The 15,541-nt window shown below is 65.5% G+C and carries 22 protein-coding genes and 6 pseudogenes; 10 read left to right on the top strand and 18 right to left on the bottom strand.

What is annotated here, in order from left to right:
- Nucleotides 1-191: 191 nt before the first annotated feature.
- Nucleotides 192-608: a hypothetical protein gene (locus DPM13_RS20270; RefSeq protein WP_189654977.1), complete on the bottom strand. Its 417-nt coding sequence runs from the start codon at nucleotides 606-608 to the stop codon at nucleotides 192-194.
- A pseudogene (locus tag DPM13_RS01045) lies at nucleotides 592-753 on the bottom strand (acyl-CoA dehydrogenase family protein); the annotation flags it as partial. The pseudogene DPM13_RS01045 and the gene DPM13_RS20270, both read right to left, overlap by 17 nt.
- 323 nt (nucleotides 754-1,076) lie before the next feature.
- On the opposite strand from DPM13_RS01045, the gene DPM13_RS01040 reads away from it, so the two are divergent.
- On the top strand, nucleotides 1,077-1,313 hold the full coding sequence (locus tag DPM13_RS01040; protein ID WP_112887280.1) for a hypothetical protein: 237 nt from the start codon (nucleotides 1,077-1,079) through the stop codon (nucleotides 1,311-1,313).
- Here the strand turns inward: DPM13_RS01040 and DPM13_RS19525 are convergent.
- From DPM13_RS19525 to DPM13_RS20265, 3 genes are all read right to left on the bottom strand, one after another.
- On the bottom strand, nucleotides 1,289-1,897 hold the full coding sequence (locus DPM13_RS19525; RefSeq protein WP_145963292.1) for a hypothetical protein: 609 nt from the start codon (nucleotides 1,895-1,897) through the stop codon (nucleotides 1,289-1,291). The genes DPM13_RS01040 and DPM13_RS19525 overlap by 25 nt on opposite strands.
- Nucleotides 1,898-2,106: 209 nt before the next feature.
- Nucleotides 2,107-2,526: an efflux RND transporter permease subunit gene (locus tag DPM13_RS21795; RefSeq protein ID WP_223252264.1), complete on the bottom strand. Its 420-nt coding sequence runs from the start codon at nucleotides 2,524-2,526 to the stop codon at nucleotides 2,107-2,109.
- Nucleotides 2,496-2,876, bottom strand: a complete 381-nt coding sequence (locus tag DPM13_RS20265) for a hypothetical protein (protein ID WP_189654976.1) — start codon at nucleotides 2,874-2,876, stop codon at nucleotides 2,496-2,498. Before DPM13_RS20265 ends, DPM13_RS21795 begins: the two co-directional genes overlap by 31 nt.
- Before the next feature lie 69 nt (nucleotides 2,877-2,945).
- Between DPM13_RS20265 and DPM13_RS20260 the strand changes: the two genes are divergently transcribed.
- Both DPM13_RS20260 and DPM13_RS01020 read left to right on the top strand, forming a co-directional pair.
- Nucleotides 2,946-3,137 (top strand): hypothetical protein, encoded by a 192-nt coding sequence (locus tag DPM13_RS20260; RefSeq protein WP_189654975.1) that lies wholly within the window; start codon nucleotides 2,946-2,948, stop codon nucleotides 3,135-3,137.
- An 8-nt stretch (nucleotides 3,138-3,145) separates the two neighbouring features.
- Nucleotides 3,146-3,346 carry a dihydrodipicolinate synthase family protein gene (locus tag DPM13_RS01020; protein ID WP_223252263.1) on the top strand — a complete coding sequence of 67 codons (201 nt, stop codon included), beginning with the start codon at nucleotides 3,146-3,148 and terminating at the stop codon, nucleotides 3,344-3,346.
- Between the two features lie 74 nt (nucleotides 3,347-3,420).
- Here the strand turns inward: DPM13_RS01020 and DPM13_RS20255 are convergent, their stop codons facing one another.
- The 5 genes and pseudogenes from DPM13_RS20255 to DPM13_RS01000 form a co-directional block, all read right to left on the bottom strand.
- On the bottom strand, nucleotides 3,421-3,963 hold the full coding sequence (locus tag DPM13_RS20255) for a hypothetical protein (protein ID WP_189654974.1): 543 nt from the start codon (nucleotides 3,961-3,963) through the stop codon (nucleotides 3,421-3,423).
- 54 nt (nucleotides 3,964-4,017) lie between these two features.
- Nucleotides 4,018-4,435 (bottom strand): annotated as a pseudogene (locus DPM13_RS01010) (antitoxin of toxin-antitoxin stability system); the annotation flags it as partial.
- A pseudogene (locus DPM13_RS21790) lies at nucleotides 4,428-4,679 on the bottom strand (hypothetical protein); the annotation flags it as partial. The pseudogenes DPM13_RS21790 and DPM13_RS01010, both read right to left, overlap by 8 nt.
- A 218-nt stretch (nucleotides 4,680-4,897) precedes the next feature.
- Entirely contained in the window at nucleotides 4,898-5,332 is a 435-nt protein-coding gene (locus DPM13_RS27585) for a hypothetical protein (RefSeq protein WP_262983224.1), read from the bottom strand.
- Nucleotides 5,333-5,476: 144 nt separating this feature from the next.
- Nucleotides 5,477-5,893 carry a hypothetical protein gene (locus tag DPM13_RS01000; RefSeq protein WP_112887277.1) on the bottom strand — a complete coding sequence of 139 codons (417 nt, stop codon included), beginning with the start codon at nucleotides 5,891-5,893 and terminating at the stop codon, nucleotides 5,477-5,479.
- Between the two features lie 950 nt (nucleotides 5,894-6,843).
- On the opposite strand from DPM13_RS01000, the gene DPM13_RS19520 reads away from it, so the two are divergent.
- A complete protein-coding gene (locus tag DPM13_RS19520; protein WP_145963290.1) occupies nucleotides 6,844-7,083 on the top strand; it encodes a hypothetical protein in 240 nt (79 codons plus the stop codon).
- 979 nt (nucleotides 7,084-8,062) lie between these two features.
- A pseudogene (locus tag DPM13_RS26385) lies at nucleotides 8,063-8,149 on the top strand (hypothetical protein); the annotation flags it as partial.
- A gap of 5 nt (nucleotides 8,150-8,154) precedes the next feature.
- On the opposite strand, the gene DPM13_RS00980 reads toward DPM13_RS26385, so the two are convergent.
- The 5 genes and pseudogenes from DPM13_RS00980 to DPM13_RS00940 form a co-directional block, all read right to left on the bottom strand.
- The gene (locus DPM13_RS00980; protein WP_112887275.1) at nucleotides 8,155-8,373 is read right to left on the bottom strand and encodes a hypothetical protein; all 219 of its coding nucleotides are present in this window, start codon (nucleotides 8,371-8,373) and stop codon (nucleotides 8,155-8,157) included.
- Nucleotides 8,374-8,556: 183 nt separating this feature from the next.
- Nucleotides 8,557-8,649 (bottom strand): annotated as a pseudogene (locus DPM13_RS21775) (urease accessory protein UreG); the annotation flags it as partial.
- Nucleotides 8,650-10,241: 1,592 nt separating this feature from the next.
- Nucleotides 10,242-10,403 (bottom strand): hypothetical protein, encoded by a 162-nt coding sequence (locus tag DPM13_RS20245; protein WP_189654972.1) that lies wholly within the window; start codon nucleotides 10,401-10,403, stop codon nucleotides 10,242-10,244.
- 559 nt (nucleotides 10,404-10,962) lie between these two features.
- Nucleotides 10,963-11,139: a hypothetical protein gene (locus DPM13_RS20240; protein ID WP_189654971.1), complete on the bottom strand. Its 177-nt coding sequence runs from the start codon at nucleotides 11,137-11,139 to the stop codon at nucleotides 10,963-10,965.
- Between the two features lie 529 nt (nucleotides 11,140-11,668).
- Nucleotides 11,669-11,827: pseudogene (locus tag DPM13_RS00940) on the bottom strand (isochorismatase family protein); the annotation flags it as partial.
- A gap of 71 nt (nucleotides 11,828-11,898) precedes the next feature.
- Here DPM13_RS00940 and DPM13_RS00935 point away from each other — a divergent pair.
- Together DPM13_RS00935 and DPM13_RS21765 are read left to right on the top strand one after the other, a co-directional pair.
- Complete coding sequence (locus tag DPM13_RS00935) at nucleotides 11,899-12,114, top strand: hypothetical protein (protein WP_145963289.1); 216 nt, start codon at nucleotides 11,899-11,901, stop codon at nucleotides 12,112-12,114.
- Nucleotides 12,115-12,957: 843 nt separating this feature from the next.
- Nucleotides 12,958-13,569: an MFS transporter gene (locus DPM13_RS21765; protein ID WP_223252262.1), complete on the top strand. Its 612-nt coding sequence runs from the start codon at nucleotides 12,958-12,960 to the stop codon at nucleotides 13,567-13,569.
- 2 nt (nucleotides 13,570-13,571) lie between these two features.
- Here the strand turns inward: DPM13_RS21765 and DPM13_RS24615 are convergent, their stop codons facing one another.
- Nucleotides 13,572-13,697, bottom strand: coding sequence for a hypothetical protein (locus DPM13_RS24615; RefSeq protein WP_262983222.1), 126 nt, complete (start codon nucleotides 13,695-13,697; stop codon nucleotides 13,572-13,574).
- 388 nt (nucleotides 13,698-14,085) lie between these two features.
- Here DPM13_RS24615 and DPM13_RS00925 point away from each other — a divergent pair, with 388 nt between their 5' ends.
- Nucleotides 14,086-14,388, top strand: a complete 303-nt coding sequence (locus DPM13_RS00925) for a hypothetical protein (protein WP_112887271.1) — start codon at nucleotides 14,086-14,088, stop codon at nucleotides 14,386-14,388.
- Here DPM13_RS00925 and DPM13_RS00920 read toward each other — a convergent pair.
- On the bottom strand, nucleotides 14,385-14,561 hold the full coding sequence (locus tag DPM13_RS00920; protein WP_223252261.1) for a hypothetical protein: 177 nt from the start codon (nucleotides 14,559-14,561) through the stop codon (nucleotides 14,385-14,387). The two genes, DPM13_RS00925 and DPM13_RS00920, sit on opposite strands and share 4 nt — an antisense overlap.
- A 71-nt stretch (nucleotides 14,562-14,632) precedes the next feature.
- On the opposite strand from DPM13_RS00920, the gene DPM13_RS21760 reads away from it, so the two are divergent.
- Together DPM13_RS21760 and tnpB are read left to right on the top strand one after the other, a co-directional pair.
- Nucleotides 14,633-14,908 carry an IS66 family insertion sequence element accessory protein TnpB gene (locus DPM13_RS21760; RefSeq protein WP_223252260.1) on the top strand — a complete coding sequence of 92 codons (276 nt, stop codon included), beginning with the start codon at nucleotides 14,633-14,635 and terminating at the stop codon, nucleotides 14,906-14,908.
- Between the two features lie 60 nt (nucleotides 14,909-14,968).
- Complete coding sequence (gene tnpB / locus DPM13_RS26380; protein ID WP_112887270.1) at nucleotides 14,969-15,145, top strand: IS66 family insertion sequence element accessory protein TnpB; 177 nt, start codon at nucleotides 14,969-14,971, stop codon at nucleotides 15,143-15,145.
- On the opposite strand, the gene DPM13_RS20235 is transcribed toward tnpB, so the two are convergent.
- Entirely contained in the window at nucleotides 15,117-15,323 is a 207-nt protein-coding gene (locus DPM13_RS20235; RefSeq protein WP_145963419.1) for a hypothetical protein, read from the bottom strand. The genes tnpB and DPM13_RS20235 overlap by 29 nt on opposite strands.
- Nucleotides 15,324-15,541: the final 218 nt, after the last annotated feature.

Here is a 15,541-nt window from a genome sequence, read left to right as displayed (position 1 = left end):
TTCGATGGTCTCGGCCGGGTTTATAAGACGGCCACGTCGGGAAGTACTAGCAAACAGGCGGATGCCATCACGATCCAGATGGCGATCTGCATCGCCTGGTCATCAAGGAACAACGAGCAATTGCGCATCGGGATGTCCAGGTGGCAATGCGGCGTCGGCATCCCTGCCGGTTGCGCTTGCTTCGGTGATCGTCAGCGGCTGGTCTCGGCCCCGGTGCGCGGATGGCTGTAGATCACCTGCCGGTCCGCGACCACGAGCTTGGCGCGGCTGGTCTCCAGCCGGTCTGGTGGCGCCTTGGCGACCACAAGGCGGTGAACAGCGGCTGATAGACCGCCCCCAGCCGCCAGGCGCCCAGGATCAACGCGACCAGTTCGACCGTGCGCGGCAACATGCCAGGATGCCGTTCGAGTCGAAATCCGTGGCCGCCTCCCAGACCGTCCGGTCTCCTCCAGCTGACCGGTCCGGCAGGCCAGCTCGGCATTGGTGGCCTGCAACTCTTCCTGCTGAGCCAGCAGCTCTTCTTCGGCGGCCTGCAGCTCCTCGGTCTGGCGCTGGCTCTGGTTCAGCAGCTCCCTGGTTTCAAGCGCGCGTTCAAGGTTCGGCGACATAGGACAGGATCAGGTTGGTCGAGATCGGCGCGACCTGATAGAGGCGCGTTTCGCGGAACTTCCGCTCGACGTCGTATTCGCAGGCGAAGCCGAAGCCGCCGTGGAATTGCAGGCAGGCGTTCGCCCGCTTCCAGCTGGCCTTGGCCGGCCGGGTCGCTGTCCACGAAGAACGTGTCGGTCATGGTGCCGCCGGCGTCGATGCCCAGCACCTGCACTTTTCGATTGTTGGATTTGTCCAATGGCACGGTTGCTCCTCCCATTGCGCCACCTCCCCGTGGCGTGATGACAGGATGCCTTCGCGGTCCGACCGTGCGGCCGGTGACCTCGGCCACGGTGTCAGTGCCGAAATGCTGGATGATCTGGTCGGGCGGCGGGTGAAGGCGGCAAAGCGGTGCGACGCGGGCAAAGCTGGGCGCGCGGGTTCGGCCTCCGGGCATTGCGGTTCGCGTCGCGATAGACCGCCAGCAGATGCGCCAGCTTCAGGTCGCACTGTTCCAGGAAGGTTTCCAGATGCGGACCGGGCTGGAAGGGCTAGGTTCGGCATATCGGCGACGAGATGGCCAGCAGGTCGCCCAGGTGGTCGTGGATCAGGCTCACGATGCCCATGGCCTTGAACGGACCGCGCTCGAATCCGTTGGTGTGCAGGAAGGCCCGATCCAGATCGCTGGTGATCGAGCGGATCAGCGTCGGGGTTCATCGACGTGAGCAGTTGGCCGAAACAGCGCTGCTTGGCGATCTGCGTAATCCGCCGCGGGCAGCGGGTCCTGCCGGATCAGGGTCCCGGAGCCGCCTTCGCCGCCGGTGATGTTAGCGGCCTGCTTCGCGGCTTCCAGGTTGTTCCGCATTATAGGCGTCCCGGAAATCGGAATCTTCCTTACGGAATGCCAGACCGGGATAGCCATAGATCGGTTCCCCGTCTGCATCCATTCCGCCTTTGAATGACAGCACGCGTTCGACCTGAGGGCGCGCAGGTCGCGGGCCAGCACCTCCATTGCCGCGACGCCACCGGCCCGCGCCCGCCGCCGCCCTGGTCGAGATCCGCAAGGAATACATCGCCGCCGCCGAGACCATGGCGCTGTCGCATTGGCGCATCCTGACGCGGTGGCGCCTGTGCCCGAGACATAGACGACGCCGGCCGCGGCATGGCCATGCTGGCCGCGCCGCCCGAGCGCGATCATGATGTTGTCCGAAATGTTCTTGCCATTCTCGACCGCGTGGACGCGGGCGGCGTTGGCCATGTTCTCATCGACCACCTCGACAATGATGACCCCATCGAAGTCGGAGCCCACCTTCCGACGGATCTGCTTGACGCGTCGAACCCCGCCGAGGTCGTCGGACCGCAGCTGCGATCGGGAATTGGACGGCTTCGCTCAGAGTGATCAGCTTGCCAGAAGGAAGAGCGAAGCGGCGGACAGCAGGCCATGCGGGATGCCGAGAGCGCGAAAGTGCGCCATCAGCGCGACCTCCAGCAGCTTGTCGGCGTCGATTGTAGACCGCCTTACGCCGCCCGCGTGCGAGTGGTCGAGGCGGATCTGGCCGATCCGTCCTGGACAGCCAAAGTGATGGAAGCAGCCCGATCTTTATCGGCGCCTGCCCCGGCTGCCTTGGTCTCGACCACGGCGCTGCACTGGCTGTCGAGCGTGTCATCGCCGTCCAGGCCCCGGCGAGGAAGCCCGTATGGGCCTCGCCGGCATAGATCACGGTTTCCAGATGCGCCTCGAGGGACTGGCCGGTATTCATAGCCGAAGCCCTGCGGCAGCTGCTCGGCCAGGCGCTCCATCTCGGCCATGGCGGCCCCGGAGCTGTAGCCCGGCGCGGCGTTGCCGGCGATGCGGATCGACGGATAGCCGTTATAGCCCACCACCTGCGACGGCCCCTGTTCCCAGGTCACGCTGGCAAAGGACGAAAAGGGCACCATGCCGCCGTCTCGTGCCGCGGCACGGTCGGGCGCAGCCCTCGCCGATCGGTTGTCATAGCCGCGCACGGTGCGGGGGACGGCAGGCCGCGCGATCGGCACGGCATCGCCGGGATCGACCGGCAGCCGTCGCGGGCAATGTCCGCCAGCAGCCCACAGCGCGCCACGTCCGGCGCGACTGCCGCTTTCTGGGAAAACCGCAGGGCACGGCGGGCAGCTCGTCGATGCGTCGCCGGGTTGGGATCGCGGGGCGAGGTGGCATAGACCGGCTCATCCTGGGTCAGCACGCGCGAGGACCGCTCCAGCCGGTCGCGGCGCACGCCCTTGCGGTTGTCGGCCAGCATGACCAGCATGCGGTCACCGGTATGGCCACAAGCCGCCCGCCGGGCGCAAGGCGCGCCAGGCCGATGGCGACATGGCGGATGGCCGGATCGGCCATGCGGCCCTTTGCGACGGACCAGCCGTATTACCCGGCAACGTTGCATCTGATGGCGTTGCTGGCCCAGGCCACTATCGAGGTGATCGTCGATCTGAGCGGCGTCGAAGCGGGTCACGCCATAGTGCATGGAAAGAGAGAGGAAGCAGGCCGGCGCGCATCTCGGCGAGTTCGTTGAGGAGCAGCGTGCCGCTGGCAATTCTGGTCTCGAACGGGAATACCGGCGAATTCTATGCCCTGACCACTGATGAGGCCGAGCGCGCCGTCACCGCCGCAGCCGAACAGATTTCGGGCCGTGTGCCGTTGCTGGCCGGGATCGGGCTTCCTCCGTCCGGCGTGTATGCGTCGGCAGGAGCCCGGCGATCTTGCCGAGCTGCGGCAGGATAGCCGGCGATGACCCGGTCAGCCGATAAGCGCAGCGCCGATTGCGCAGGAAGAGGACGGTCGCCGACTCGCAGGCATCATAGGCGGTCTTCCAGTTCCAGGCGCCGGTGGCATCGGAACGCCGAAGGCCGCTTCCATGGCGCCGCGCAGGGTTGCGGCATCGACACGCTGACCGCGTTCGAGATGCGGCAGCAGGACACCGGCACGGTGTCGGTGGAAGCAGCCGTCTCGGCGCGCTCGAGTGGAATCGGCGCAAGCGGCAGGCCATCGCGGGCTATACTTTCGACGGCCCCTGGGCGCGCGGATAGGCACTCGCGCGGGATCAGGCGATCTGGGCGGCGCGCATGATCGGCTGAGGTGGCTCTCTTTCGGTCGCTCTCCGGCAGTTCGGGTGCAGAGGCCGTGCGCGCTACGTCAGCCATTTCCACGGGCACCCGCGTCTTATCTGAGGCGGAGCGCTTGTCGGAGGCAGCCGCGTGGCGATCGCTAGCGTAATTCGTTGGCGCCATGGCTTCACCGAAGCCGCGGATGAACTCGATTCCGAACTGGCTGATCTTGACATTGATCGGGTTCGAGATCGCGCAGCGCTTCATCGCGATCTCATAGGCAGCGCGGTCCATGTACTGATATGCTGGCTGTCGCGCTCGACGGAGGTCAAGATGCGGCATTCGGGTAAAATAATGTCCGCGATGGCTGGCCTCCGCGCGCAGCTGGTAGAAATTGCGCCGCTGGACCGACTGCAGCGCTTCGGCGATGCGGTGAAGCTCGGTATCCTGCGGCGCGTATTTCCTGATCCTGCGCGAGGCGTCCTTCCGGTAGGAATGGAAGGTCTCGAAGCAGGCGCGTCGCCTTGGCTCCAGAAGCCGGAAAACCAGATGCGCGGCCCCGCCCCATCCCGCCGCCCATCAGGCGGACGGAGGTGGTCTTGAGGCGGATGCCAAGGATCTCGCAGATCCGCTCAAAATCCTCATAGACCGCGTCCCACCAATCGACGTGGGGCCAAAGTTCGCGATACCAGCTGCGGGCCTTTGCCCTGGCCGCGTCCGAGAGTTCGGGAAACCGATAGACCGTGGTGCAGATGACTTCAGGCATCGGCGTTCTCCCCGTTGAGCGCGGCGGCGAGCCATTCTTGCGTGCTGGCCCGGCCGATGGATTTGCGCGCGCCGAGGTCGATGACATGCGCGCCGCCGCCGAAAGCATCGACCGGCTGCGAGCAGCGTCGCATACTTGAAGCCCCAGAGGCCCGACAGGCCGATCGCGGCCGCGCAGCGTTTTACGAACTGGATCACATGCTGGGATCGCCGGTCTCATCGTCGCGCATCCAGAGCTGGGTGCCAGCCATGCTCAGGCTGGATCACAGAATGAGTCCTTCCGCAGCGCCAAGGGTCTTGCGTCCGCGATTTCGCCGACTGGATGGAACAAGAGGCCGGTGTGCTTCTGAACGAACTTTACCAACGCTGGCAGGATCAGCGCGGATAAAGACCCCGAGTAGTCCCTGAAACGAGAAAGGAGGCACGAGCCCGGCAAGGAAAAAGGTCCCGCAAAGCTTTCACCTCACGAGACCCATCTTGTTTCTAGCACCTTCAAGATAGGTTCAAATGCGCGGTTTCGAGCAAGCTGGCGCGATACGATGATCGCGATCTGCGGGACCGGCCCGCCGGAGGCGGCGAAGGCCAGCTGGCGCAAGCGGCTGGCTTCGGCGATGCTGCGGCGGTCTCGGAGCTTCAGGGGCGCCGGGAAGGCCAGGCGCAGTTGCGCGATGCCTTCGCCCTGCGGCAACCCGGCGACGATCCCGGCCCCGCTGGCCGGATGCGCGGCTGATAGCGCACCGTGTCGGCCGCGCTGGCACGAATTCGCCGCGCGCGACGCGCTGGCTGGCAGGGAGAGGCTTTGCAGCGCACGACGGATTGGCCCGATCACGACCGTGCGGTCGAGTTCATCGGCCTTGTCGATGCCCTGGAACGGCGGCGTCAAGAGGCCGAGGCGCAACGGCAGGCTTTTGGCGCGTAGCGCAGCCGGGGCAACAGCTGTGCGTGAGACGCTCGCCGATGAGGGAAACCGTGGTGGTGGGAAAGGGTTTATGTGGGTGAGCAATCGGGCGAAGGTGGTGGCACAGTTTTCACCTGCAACCCGTCACGCCCGCCACCCCCCGCTCACTCTCCGGTCGCGGCCATGTGATCGGCAGGCCGGTTCACGCTGTCCCGCCCAGGTTCGAGGATCCGGCGCTTCGAGGATCGCCTGCATCTCCTGGCGCGATAGAAACCCAAGGACCGGCCGGTCAAACCGCTTCATCGGGATGGCCAGCGCCTGCTCGATCACAGGGAGTGCTGTCAGGTCGGCCAGCCTGATCTTCGATTGCAGCGCGAGGTCGGTTTCATGCCGCAGCCGGTCGATCTCGGGGCTCGATGTCGAAGATCCGGACGGCCTCGGATGGCCGGGTCGTGCCCAGGCGAATGGAATCCCGTCAGCAGGCGCGGATTGCGGCTGTTCGCATGACGCCGTGCAGAGCAGCATGGAAACGATGATATGGCTGAGCATGGCGCAGGCCATCTATCGTGCGAAATCGGCGTGATCGCCGACGGTGCCCGATGCGGGTCCAGACGCATGCCGTCCGGCACGCAAGCGGCAATCGGCGGCGATGTCGGGAGAAGGCCCGACTGCGCTTGGGCACCGGGCCTGGGAGTGAGGCGCTTTCGCGCCTCAGCTCCACGGATCGAGTTCCAGCTTCACCATCGGCGCGCGCAGCGAAGATCAGGGGCGGCCATCGGCCGGCGCTTGCGCCTTGCCCTTTACCGCAGCGAGCACGCTGGCAGGCTGGCGGCGAAGCGTAGACAGGCCGGCATGGCATTACGTCGTCCTGTTGCTGGCGGGGGCGCTTTCCGTCGCACAGGCGCTCGCGTGTCCGCCGGATCGCGATCACCCTCGCGCGTTCGGCTCGCCGCATCCCCGAGGGCGGCACGCTGCTTCGCCACCACCGGGACATCGTCGACAACTGATCGACGGTCGGACCAAGTCCTTTCGGGTTCTGCTCGGTCAGCAGGCTTGGAACATCCAGCATCCCGGCTGCTTCCAGAAGCCGGCCGGCATTGCGCAGGGCAGATTCGGCCTCATGAATGGCAGGCATCAGGCGGGACTGGAAGTCGATTGCCTCGCCCGAGAAGCTGAGGCGCAATGGATGAGCGTGGACCTCGTTCGGTCGCTGGCTGCGCGGCGATGCGCCGATGGCCCGTTCTAGCGCAGGCTGCAGGCACGGGCTGCTCAGTCCCGCCCATCGGCGATCCGCGGGCGAAATTGCCCGAGCCTCCATCATCACGTCGTCGCCGGACGTGTCGATATGCCGTTGTGCCGTCGGAAAGCACCCAGGCCTATTTCGCAGCATTGCGGGACTATCTTCAGACCCATGGCAGGCCCGTCGCGCTCGCCATGTCCTCGGCCAATGGGGCATCGGTCGACGAAGAGGTGACTGACCCATTTCGGCTACGAGACCTGAGGGGGCAGGAATGGACACCTTTTCCGCACTCATGCACGGCTTTTCGGTCGCCACCACCATCGGCAATCTGGGCTGGTGCTTCCTGGGCGTCGTGGAGACAAGCGAGGCTTGCCGTTTGTTTCACACGCGTCGTCGTAGAAATATCTCGCCGATGCCATGTGCAGCTATTCGGAGTTCGCCGATCTGGTCGATCTTGCGCGTTTCGATGAACTGGACCACCAGTTCGGCTGACCGCGAGGAACTTGCCTAGCATCAGCAACAGGCAGAACCGGGCATAAGCAGCTCGGTCGGTCGACAGACCCACGGCATGGCATAGAGCTGGAGGGTGGGCTGGTTGTCGGGTGGCATGATCCTGTCTCCAGAAAAAAACAGGCCCGGCCGGGGCCGAGCCTATATGGGGTGGGGAGTAAGCGGGGAAATCCGCGGCTTCGCAACACCGACTTTCCGCTGTTCGGAGAGGACAGGACGGTGATCGTCGGCGGCATCGGCCGCGTTCGTTCGTCACCTGCGGGAGATTTGCACGGAAGGTGTCATTGGGAGTCCATCGTGAGCGCCCTATGGAGGCCGTTGGGTTTGTGAAGCTTTTGGCGGCTCCGGCAGCCAAGCGGTATTGGTCTGAGAGGCGCTCGGCCCGGATCGACCATGTCCACGGTCTGATGCGCGATGCGATCGGCCGCCGCCGCTGCGGGCGGTTTTCCTCGGCATGGACCGCTTCGAGGATGTCCTTGTCCTCGCCGAAGGCGATCTGGAACATCTGATCGATCCTCTCCGAGGCCTCTTCGGTCTCGATGGCGGTGTCCCAAGTGCATCCAGCCGATCGAGCCTCGTTCATCGGGGTCGAGACCGTGCTGCGAGATGGCATCCCTCGACTTGGGGTTCGGTCGCTCTTGGCGCGTTGACGCGAAGCTGGCGCAAGGGCGTGCAGAGCAGGGGCCGGATCGTGGGCCGTCGATCCAGCGCCAGGCCTGGCGCCACCGGGGGACGCCGCCCCGCCAGGCGTCAGCCATCGTAGGTATTGCCCCCGCGCTGGCCGCGATCAGGGCGTCAACGACCGCCGATCCTGCATTTGGCAGGGAAGGATAGGCAGAACGGGCAGCCTCGAAGGTATCGAGAATAGCTGTGCAGCGTGCCGTCATGCCGACGTGCGCAGCCGGCGAGCGCATCGCGCACGCCAGCGTCCGACAGGCGGTCGTCCGTCACCAGCCGTTCGGGCGAAAGCGGTGACAGTTATGCTTTTCGCCTCGTCCGGGACCGGCTCGTCGGACCACCTGACGGCCGAGCTGTTCTGGCAGGTCACCGGCACCTCGGGCATCCATGTACTCTACAAGGGCGGCGGGCCTGCCAAGACCGAGTTGATGGGCGGCCACGCCGACGCCTCGCCCTCGCGGCCGATACTGACGAAGACGCCGGCACGGGCGATGTCTTCCGGCGCGAAGGTGACGGGCCGGTTCTCGAAGGCTTCCAGCCGCGCCTCGAACCCGCCAGACGGTGATCGGTGGCATCGGGGATGTCGCGGCTCGGAGACTTGCGCGAGCGTCAACTCATCGCGTAGTCCTCGCGCGTGGCGCGCGCCGCTTCGATCAGTTCATGGGTCACACCGGCCAGCTTGCGCAGGCACGTCCCTGCGGCCGTAGCCAGCTCGTCCGCCGGTCAAGGAAGCTGACCGTGCCGGCGATGACGTAGAAGATCTCGTCATGCTCTCATGCGCATGCGGCCGCGGAGCGGCGGTCTGCGGACAGCCGCCCGTCTCGACCCCCACGATCCGGTCCTCGGGCAGCGCCTGCGACCGCACGAGGATCATCGCATCCTCGCGCGTAGAGTCGGGCGCGCTTCTCGGCGGCGGATACCGTGGCTCGGTCAGCCTGTTGCGGATCTGCCAGGCAGATTCGCCACGACGTGCGATGGCACCAAGCCGATCCTCATCCTCGTCGCGGTTCTGGCTGAGCTTGGATTTCGCCAGGGTCCGGCGGGGCGCGATCCGGAAGGCGACGGTGGCGTGCGCAGATCTGCTGCATGGCGGCGCAGCTCGTCCATCCAGGCAGCCACATCGTAATAGGACCGCGCATAGTTCCGCGCCCAGTCCTTGAACTGGTCGAGGGTGTAATGGGGGACGGTGTGGCGGTGGATGCGGGCCAGGGCATCGGGCTCGAGGTCTTCATCGGCTCTTGATCATGCATCGAACAACCCGCGCGAGATCTTGATCATGTTGCCCATCGACTGGACGATGTAGACGCCGGCCGACTGCGGGTCCTGGGACAATGCCGGTCACGTTGCCGTCCTGTGGACCTCGATCATTCTGGTCTTCATGACGTTCTATTTCCTGGTGTCCTGGATCACGCAGCTGTCCGTCCAGGCCGGCCTGCACGTCGATCTCGCGATCTATGCCGGCGCCGTATTCGGTTGAACGGAATATCGCGCGCCCGCGAGAATTCGATCTCGAAGGGCGGGCTTCTTGTTCGTGGCAGCTCGGGCATTTGAGTCACTCTCCGCGCCTTATGCGAAGATCGATGATCCACGCACGCGATCCTGGCCACTGCCATCACCCGAAGCGCCGCCCTCCTTCCGTGAAGGTGTATTCGTTCGCGATGATCGCCTCCTCGATGGTCTCGTCCGAGGTCAGGTTGAATAGCCCCGAGTTTCTTAGACGCCTTCACGTCTCATCTTCTGCTGCCGCTCGAATCTGGCGGAAGGTATCGGCCACGACGGCGGCCACGATGATCACGCCCTTGACGATTTCCTGATAGAAGGCATCGACCCGCATCCTAAACCCGGCCCATTCCGCGCGCAAGATCGACACCCATCTGGCCCCGCCGCTGGCGGACGATGTAGCGGTTCTGGCGGAGACGCAGTGGAATCCTCGTTGATGTCGCCGTCCGTCGCGGCGGCAGCATACTGCATAGACGGCATGATCCGGTCACGCGTCGTTGCAATGCCGAGAACCGTTGACGTGGCCGCCATGGCTGGAGGAGGGTTTTCAGGGGCGTGGGTGACTGAATTGCTGGTCAACTGCGTTCTCCAGATCTCGGTCGCGGTCATAGCGACCTGGGGCCGTCGCTGCCGGCACCCCCCGCCTCGTGCCGATAGCGCGGCCCTCTGTCTCCCGGGCGGCGCTGCGAGCCGGCAAGTCGCAAGGCCGGAATCCGGCATGTGCATCGGCGAGTTTCAGCGTCACACCCCGCACATGCCCTCGCATTCGATCGGCCAGCGGCGACCAGGCGCTGTGGGGCGGGGGAAAGATCGGCCAGATGCCGCGCGATCCGTGCCTCGAGCAGGGCGACGAAACCCGCGTCCTCCGTTCCAGCCGGATCTCTGCCGGGGTCCGCAGCGGAAATCATCGCCACGGGAATGCCATCCTTTGGCGATCCTGGCCGCATTCCGCCAATAGGCGCAGGACTAACGGGCAGGCGATCAGGCGATCTTGGGCGGGAGAGGACTAGCCATGGCCAGCCAGCGCAGGCGGACGGACCCGGCGCCGTGAAGAGCGCCATAGCCACCATAAAGCATGTCGTTCAGGGCATCGAGGCTGTCGCCCAGTTGCCAATCCTCGGCAGCCATGAACACCCGGTTCATCTCGTCATAGAAGCCGGGGAGCGGCGCCCCGCAATGCGCCCTGAGACTACGACACGACAATGCAGCCGGATTGAGGCTGAGGCTGGCATCCGGGCACGTCCGCATGGACAGCCTGTCGCAGCAGCGATCGCCCGGGCGGCAATCACCATGTGCATTGGATGCTGCATGTCCAGCCCAGGAACCGGAAGGAGTTCGAGAGAAAGCTCGTCCGGTGGGTAAAAGCCAAGGCGGGGATCGAGCAGAAGGACCGCTTGCCGGGTGCGCCGGTGAGCAGATCGGCGCGGACATGCCCGGCCTAGACGATTTGGATGGGGAATGGCAGGCTCGGCGATCCCGCCCCCGGCGGGTGTCTTAGCCTTTGGCGGTGCGGCGTTTCTTTGCCGGTGTCGGAAGATCGCGCAACCGGTCGGGCCGATCTCGCCATGGGCAGCCATCAGGGCCAGCATGGTCGCCTGGACGCCTGTCGCCGAGGCTGAGGACACGCAGGCGGATCTCGGCCGCCTGCAGCAGGATCGGCGCTCGGCCTTCCAAGGTCAGTCTGCATGATGCTGCCTCCCGCTCAAGGCTTGGAACCGGCGTCGGAACCGCTGCTTTCAAAGCGACCCTCGCGTTCTTTCGAGGCTCCGGTGACGCCCTTGTCGCGGCGCAGCTTCGAGCAGCAGCGCAATCCGCATGGCGGATAATCGCCGCCAAAGCCGTCGGTACCACGGATGCCCGCGTCATAGATTTCCGCCACCAGGTCGCATTTGCGCATACCCCGGCCGAAGTTACCGAACATGTCGGTCAGCGACAGCCTGTCGCATGACCATAATGGACTGCTCCGTGCCGTTGATCGGCTCGCAAGGCTTGCGACGGCGGACGCCCTGGTCGAGGGCCGGGGCACCTATAGCCCACTCAGCCGCCGATCGGAAGTCGATGCCGGCGCCAGAGAGCGCCAGAGACGGCCGAGAGCCGAGAAAGCGAGCGGCAGGCTCTGGCTGTCTGGCGCGAGGGCCAGCACTGCCTGTTAACGGAACCGTTGCAGGAACGGGATCTTCTCCGGTTCCTCACCATCTCTCGAGCCCTGCTGCATGTGTTCGGGCGGCACCTATTGGGCGGGCATCGGCCGGGTGGTCTATGGCATGCCGCCGAGCAAAGCGCCTGGCGGAACTGACCGGCGACAATCCCGAAAACCTGCCATGGACGACGGCGCCCGCGTGGTGTGCCGCTTTCAGGCCCGCCGGTGCTGGCGTTCTGCGGCATGCTGCGGGGCCTGAAGCCGTGGCCTTCCCCAGCCAGGCAAGGATATCATCGGCATCCGTCACATCGGCGTATTTCTGCTGCATGTCGTAAAGGTTCGCCTCGTGCGGCCCCGAAGCGCGGTCAGCGCAGCAATCGCGCGGCACCAGGACGTTGAACCCGGATTGCACGGCATCGACCACCGTCTTGCCGTCCGTAAAGCCGGCCATGCCTTCATCGGCAAAGCCCAGGTAGCTCGCCTGATCACGGCGGCGCGGTGCCGTGGTCGACGATGTTCGCCGAGGTCGGACGGGTCGAACAGCACGACCGCGCGGCCGACCTTTGGCACGAACAGCCGCATCGGCACGCGGGCCGACATCGCGCGCGTGATCACGACGCGCTGTCCTGGCGCCTGGTCGGGCTGGCCGAAAAGGCCGACACGCAGGAAGAAGGACTGCAGACCCGCCGCCTGACGCTGCTCCCTCGATCATGACCTCCAGCATGATCGGCTGTTCGGGGAAGGACTTGTCCCGGGCCCAACCTTCAATCCTGCCGTCATGTCGGACCAGGTCGATAGCGCCGTGCATGGCGCCTATGACCGCGCTCGGGAGAGAGGCGACCGGCTTTCCGTCAGCCTTGCGACGTACGACCGTGCGCAAAGGTGGTCTTGAAACCTCGGTCGGGAAGCACCACAGATCAGATCATTCGTCCCTGGTCCACATTTCTTCCGAGGCGAGCGCGTCCACCACATCACTGAGTCCGGCTGAGACCTGTCCAGGGGGCTTTGCTGGGTCTCAGTCGCAGGAGGGGGCTGTGCTGGGCATATCGGCAGTGCCGGCCAGGGTGAAGGCTGTCCCCCGCAAGAACCGACAACCGCACAAACTAAGAAGTGCAAGTAAGCGGTCAGGACATAAACCCCCTGCCAGAACCATTGCGCCCAAAACGGTCGTGATTTGTAGATGTAATAACAAAAGATCGAGGATTTGCAGGCCCAAGCCGGCGCGGACTCACCAATCTCCACCCGTAGATCTGCAAGCGGCTGAAGCGCGCCGATGGTCATCTTCGCGGCGCCATCGAGCTGATCGAGGTCGGGCGGCCGTGCCTCCACGCCTAGCAGCTCATGCCGCGGCAGGCTATCGCCCAGGCCCAGCAGACACCGTCGGACACCTCGACCACGCGCTCGGAGTGGTCGGGCCGCGCGGGCGGTCGGCGGCAGTCGATCGCGGTTCCAGGACTCGCGAAGTGTCTGTGATGTTGGCGATCCTCGAAAACCGGACCTATCCCAACGCGCGCCTTGTCTACTGGGCGGGTGGGAACCGGCCTTGCGACGGTGCCGATGGTGCCGCAGGGCGGAAACACAGGGCTGTGCGGCGGCGCGGTGCTGGGACAGCCGGGCGGCGTGATCCTGTCGCTGGCGCGGATGGCCGACATCGGCACCCCCGATCCTGCCAGCGGTTCGATCGAGGTCGGCGCCGATCTCGTCCGCGCCGCCGTGCCGTTTTCCGCCGTTCGGCCCGCGATTTGGCAGGTCTATGTTCTGATCTTCGTGCTGCAATCGGCCTCGGCCGCCTTCAGGCCGACCTTCCAGGCGACGATCCCCGACAGCCTGCCGGACGAGAAGGCGTACACTGCGCGCGCTGCGCTCTCCCGGCTGGCCTCCGATCTGGAAAGCGTCGTCAGTCCGATGCTGGCGGCGGCACTTCTCGCCTTCATCTCGTTCCATAGCCTATTCGCCGGCACGGTGATCGGCACGCTGATTCTGGGGCTGATGATGTCCGGCTTTACCTTTCTGCGGGTCGATGCCTTCTATCAGGAAATCGTCAAGGGCGTGATCATCGTGGCCGCCGCGTGGCTCGATCTTCCGCCAGACGCCGCGCCATGCGCGAGCTGGGGCGAGCACTTGGCAGTGCCCGGCCGGGTCAGCGTGACCGAGAAATCCGGTCGTTGACGTCAACTGTCAGCCTGACAGAAGAGATCCATGTCTGCCGCGTCGAACGGTTCGAGACCGTCGAAGTCCCAGCGACTGCCCGTCGCCAAACCGTCCAGATCGAACGGCTTCCCGCCGATCTGGCCCAATCGCTGCTGGCGCTGGGAACACTGGCTGCGCACGGCGCTGCCGGGCTACGGCTGCTGTGCCGCTGTGGTTCCTGCTCGTGTCGGCTATGCCACGGCCAGCGCCATCCGGCCGGCTGCTCCGGCGCTCGGCCAATCCCGATGACCGGCCGGCGCTGTTCGCCGCGCAGTTCGCGCTTCCCATGCCTGCTGGCTGATCGCCATCCGCTTGCCGAGTGGGCCGGCGCGACGCTGGCTGCCATGACGGCGATCATTCTGGCCGCGCTCCGCGTCGCGATCGGCATCGGCTTCGCCGCGGCCTGCCGACATCCGAGGTGCAGAACACGGCAGCGATCTGTCGGCCGACATCCGCATCTCGCAGATCTGGGAGGTCGACGCCATGCCGATGCCGATGGTCGACGAGCACGACGAACGTGCTGACCCTGACGCTTCTCGCCCCGTCAGGTTCTCTGGTCGGCCCGATGGGAGCCATATCGGATACCACGCGATGGTCATCGTCCTCCAGCGGACGTCAAGCAGCTGGTTCAGCAAGGTCTGGATCGGTGAGCGCTCGATGCTCGATGCAGGGCTAATGCTCGAACGACTCCTACTGGACGGCTCGCCTCTTCCCTCCAGCCGGATTGCGCTCGATGTTACCAAGCCGGGCGTCGGGATCGACACCGGCTTTTTGCCCTTTCTCGGCCGGGGTCGCTAAGCTGCGCCCGGGCGCATCGACCGGGCCTTGCGGGTCGTCTGCAGGGAAGGCGCAGTCGTCCTCGATGATGAGGGGTATAGCCGCCGATCGCCGCTCATGCCCGGGTCCAGCAGGTCGAAGACATGCTTGAAAAGCCCGGCATAGCTGCCCTTGTGGACCGGGCTTGCGATCACCAGCGCGCTCCGGACGGATCAGCAGGCGGTGACACTGCTCCAGCGGCGGCTCCGGGGTCAAGATCGCCCAGGTGGCGCGGCGCTACGCGGTGAATGCGAACTTGATCGTCAAGTGGCTGCGCGATCGCCGTTACGCGCCGGACCCCGCCGCGGCGCATGACCGGGCCGCGCGGGTAGGAAGCGCGAATTCGGTCCGGCGCCAAGCCGACGGCACATGGTATGCCGATAATTTCGACGGTGTCGGCTTCATTGACGGCCTCAAGGCGGGCGGGCACCGGATGCGCTTCGACCCGATGCTGGACACAGCCGCGCTGACGCGGTTGATCCGGGTGGTGGAGGCGGCATGATCGGGCCCGGCACCAGTGTCCGGGTTTATCTGGCGGCGGGGTGACGGACATGCGGTGGGGATGAACAGCCTGGCGCTGAAGGTCCAGCAGGGGCTCGGCCGCGATCCGCATGGCGGCGAGGTTTTCTGCTTCCGCGGTCGGCGCGGCGATCGACTCTCATTCTACATACAAACTGCGAGATTTGCGGATCGAATATCCCTGGCACCCGCTATTCGGCCGGGTTCTGCACGCCCGTGATGGCGGCCGCCGACACGGTTCGGACTCGATCCTGGTAGAAGAGCGACCCGGATTTTTCCGAACCCTGCCGCCCTGGATGTGCGATCCCGCCTACTGTTCGCTGCTGGACAGCGGACCGCCCCTCGTCGCGCTTGAGGCCTTGGAAGCGCTCGCCCGAACCTTGGATCTGATGCGTCATGCCGGAGGTGCTCCATGCTCTGGAAGACCGATTCCAGAGGAGGATGCGCATGCCCTGCCGACCCAAACGCCTCTCGCAGCCGAAACAACCGAAGCCCAAGCAGCTCTGCTTGCCGTTGGACGACAGCCGGAACCGTCCCCCGGCAGCACCAGCGACACCCGCAATTCTGGAGGCCTTGGCCGAGCTGCTGCTGGTGGCCGCGAACAAGATGGCGGAGG

This window comes from Paracoccus mutanolyticus, assembly GCF_003285265.1.
Lineage (GTDB): Bacteria > Pseudomonadota > Alphaproteobacteria > Rhodobacterales > Rhodobacteraceae > Paracoccus > Paracoccus yeei.
This window is presented reverse-complemented; position numbering and strand designations above follow the sequence as displayed.

Coding starts and splice junctions, on each gene's coding strand:
- DPM13_RS20270 (WP_189654977.1), bottom strand. CDS start 608: ATGTCGCCGAACCTTGAACGCGCGCTTGAAACCAGGGAGCTGCTGAAC.
- DPM13_RS01040 (WP_112887280.1), top strand. CDS start 1,077: ATGCGCCAGCTTCAGGTCGCACTGTTCCAGGAAGGTTTCCAGATGCGG.
- DPM13_RS21795 (WP_223252264.1), bottom strand. CDS start 2,526: ATGGTGCCCTTTTCGTCCTTTGCCAGCGTGACCTGGGAACAGGGGCCG.
- DPM13_RS20265 (WP_189654976.1), bottom strand. CDS start 2,876: ATGCTGGTCATGCTGGCCGACAACCGCAAGGGCGTGCGCCGCGACCGG.
- DPM13_RS20260 (WP_189654975.1), top strand. CDS start 2,946: ATGGCCGGATCGGCCATGCGGCCCTTTGCGACGGACCAGCCGTATTAC.
- DPM13_RS20255 (WP_189654974.1), bottom strand. CDS start 3,963: ATGGACCGCGCTGCCTATGAGATCGCGATGAAGCGCTGCGCGATCTCG.
- DPM13_RS01000 (WP_112887277.1), bottom strand. CDS start 5,893: ATGGCCTGCGCCATGCTCAGCCATATCATCGTTTCCATGCTGCTCTGC.
- DPM13_RS19520 (WP_145963290.1), top strand. CDS start 6,844: ATGGACACCTTTTCCGCACTCATGCACGGCTTTTCGGTCGCCACCACC.
- DPM13_RS20245 (WP_189654972.1), bottom strand. CDS start 10,403: ATGAACCGGGTGTTCATGGCTGCCGAGGATTGGCAACTGGGCGACAGC.
- DPM13_RS21765 (WP_223252262.1), top strand. CDS start 12,958: ATGGTGCCGCAGGGCGGAAACACAGGGCTGTGCGGCGGCGCGGTGCTG.
- DPM13_RS00925 (WP_112887271.1), top strand. CDS start 14,086: ATGGTCGACGAGCACGACGAACGTGCTGACCCTGACGCTTCTCGCCCC.
- tnpB (WP_112887270.1), top strand. CDS start 14,969: ATGAACAGCCTGGCGCTGAAGGTCCAGCAGGGGCTCGGCCGCGATCCG.
- DPM13_RS20235 (WP_145963419.1), bottom strand. CDS start 15,323: ATGACGCATCAGATCCAAGGTTCGGGCGAGCGCTTCCAAGGCCTCAAG.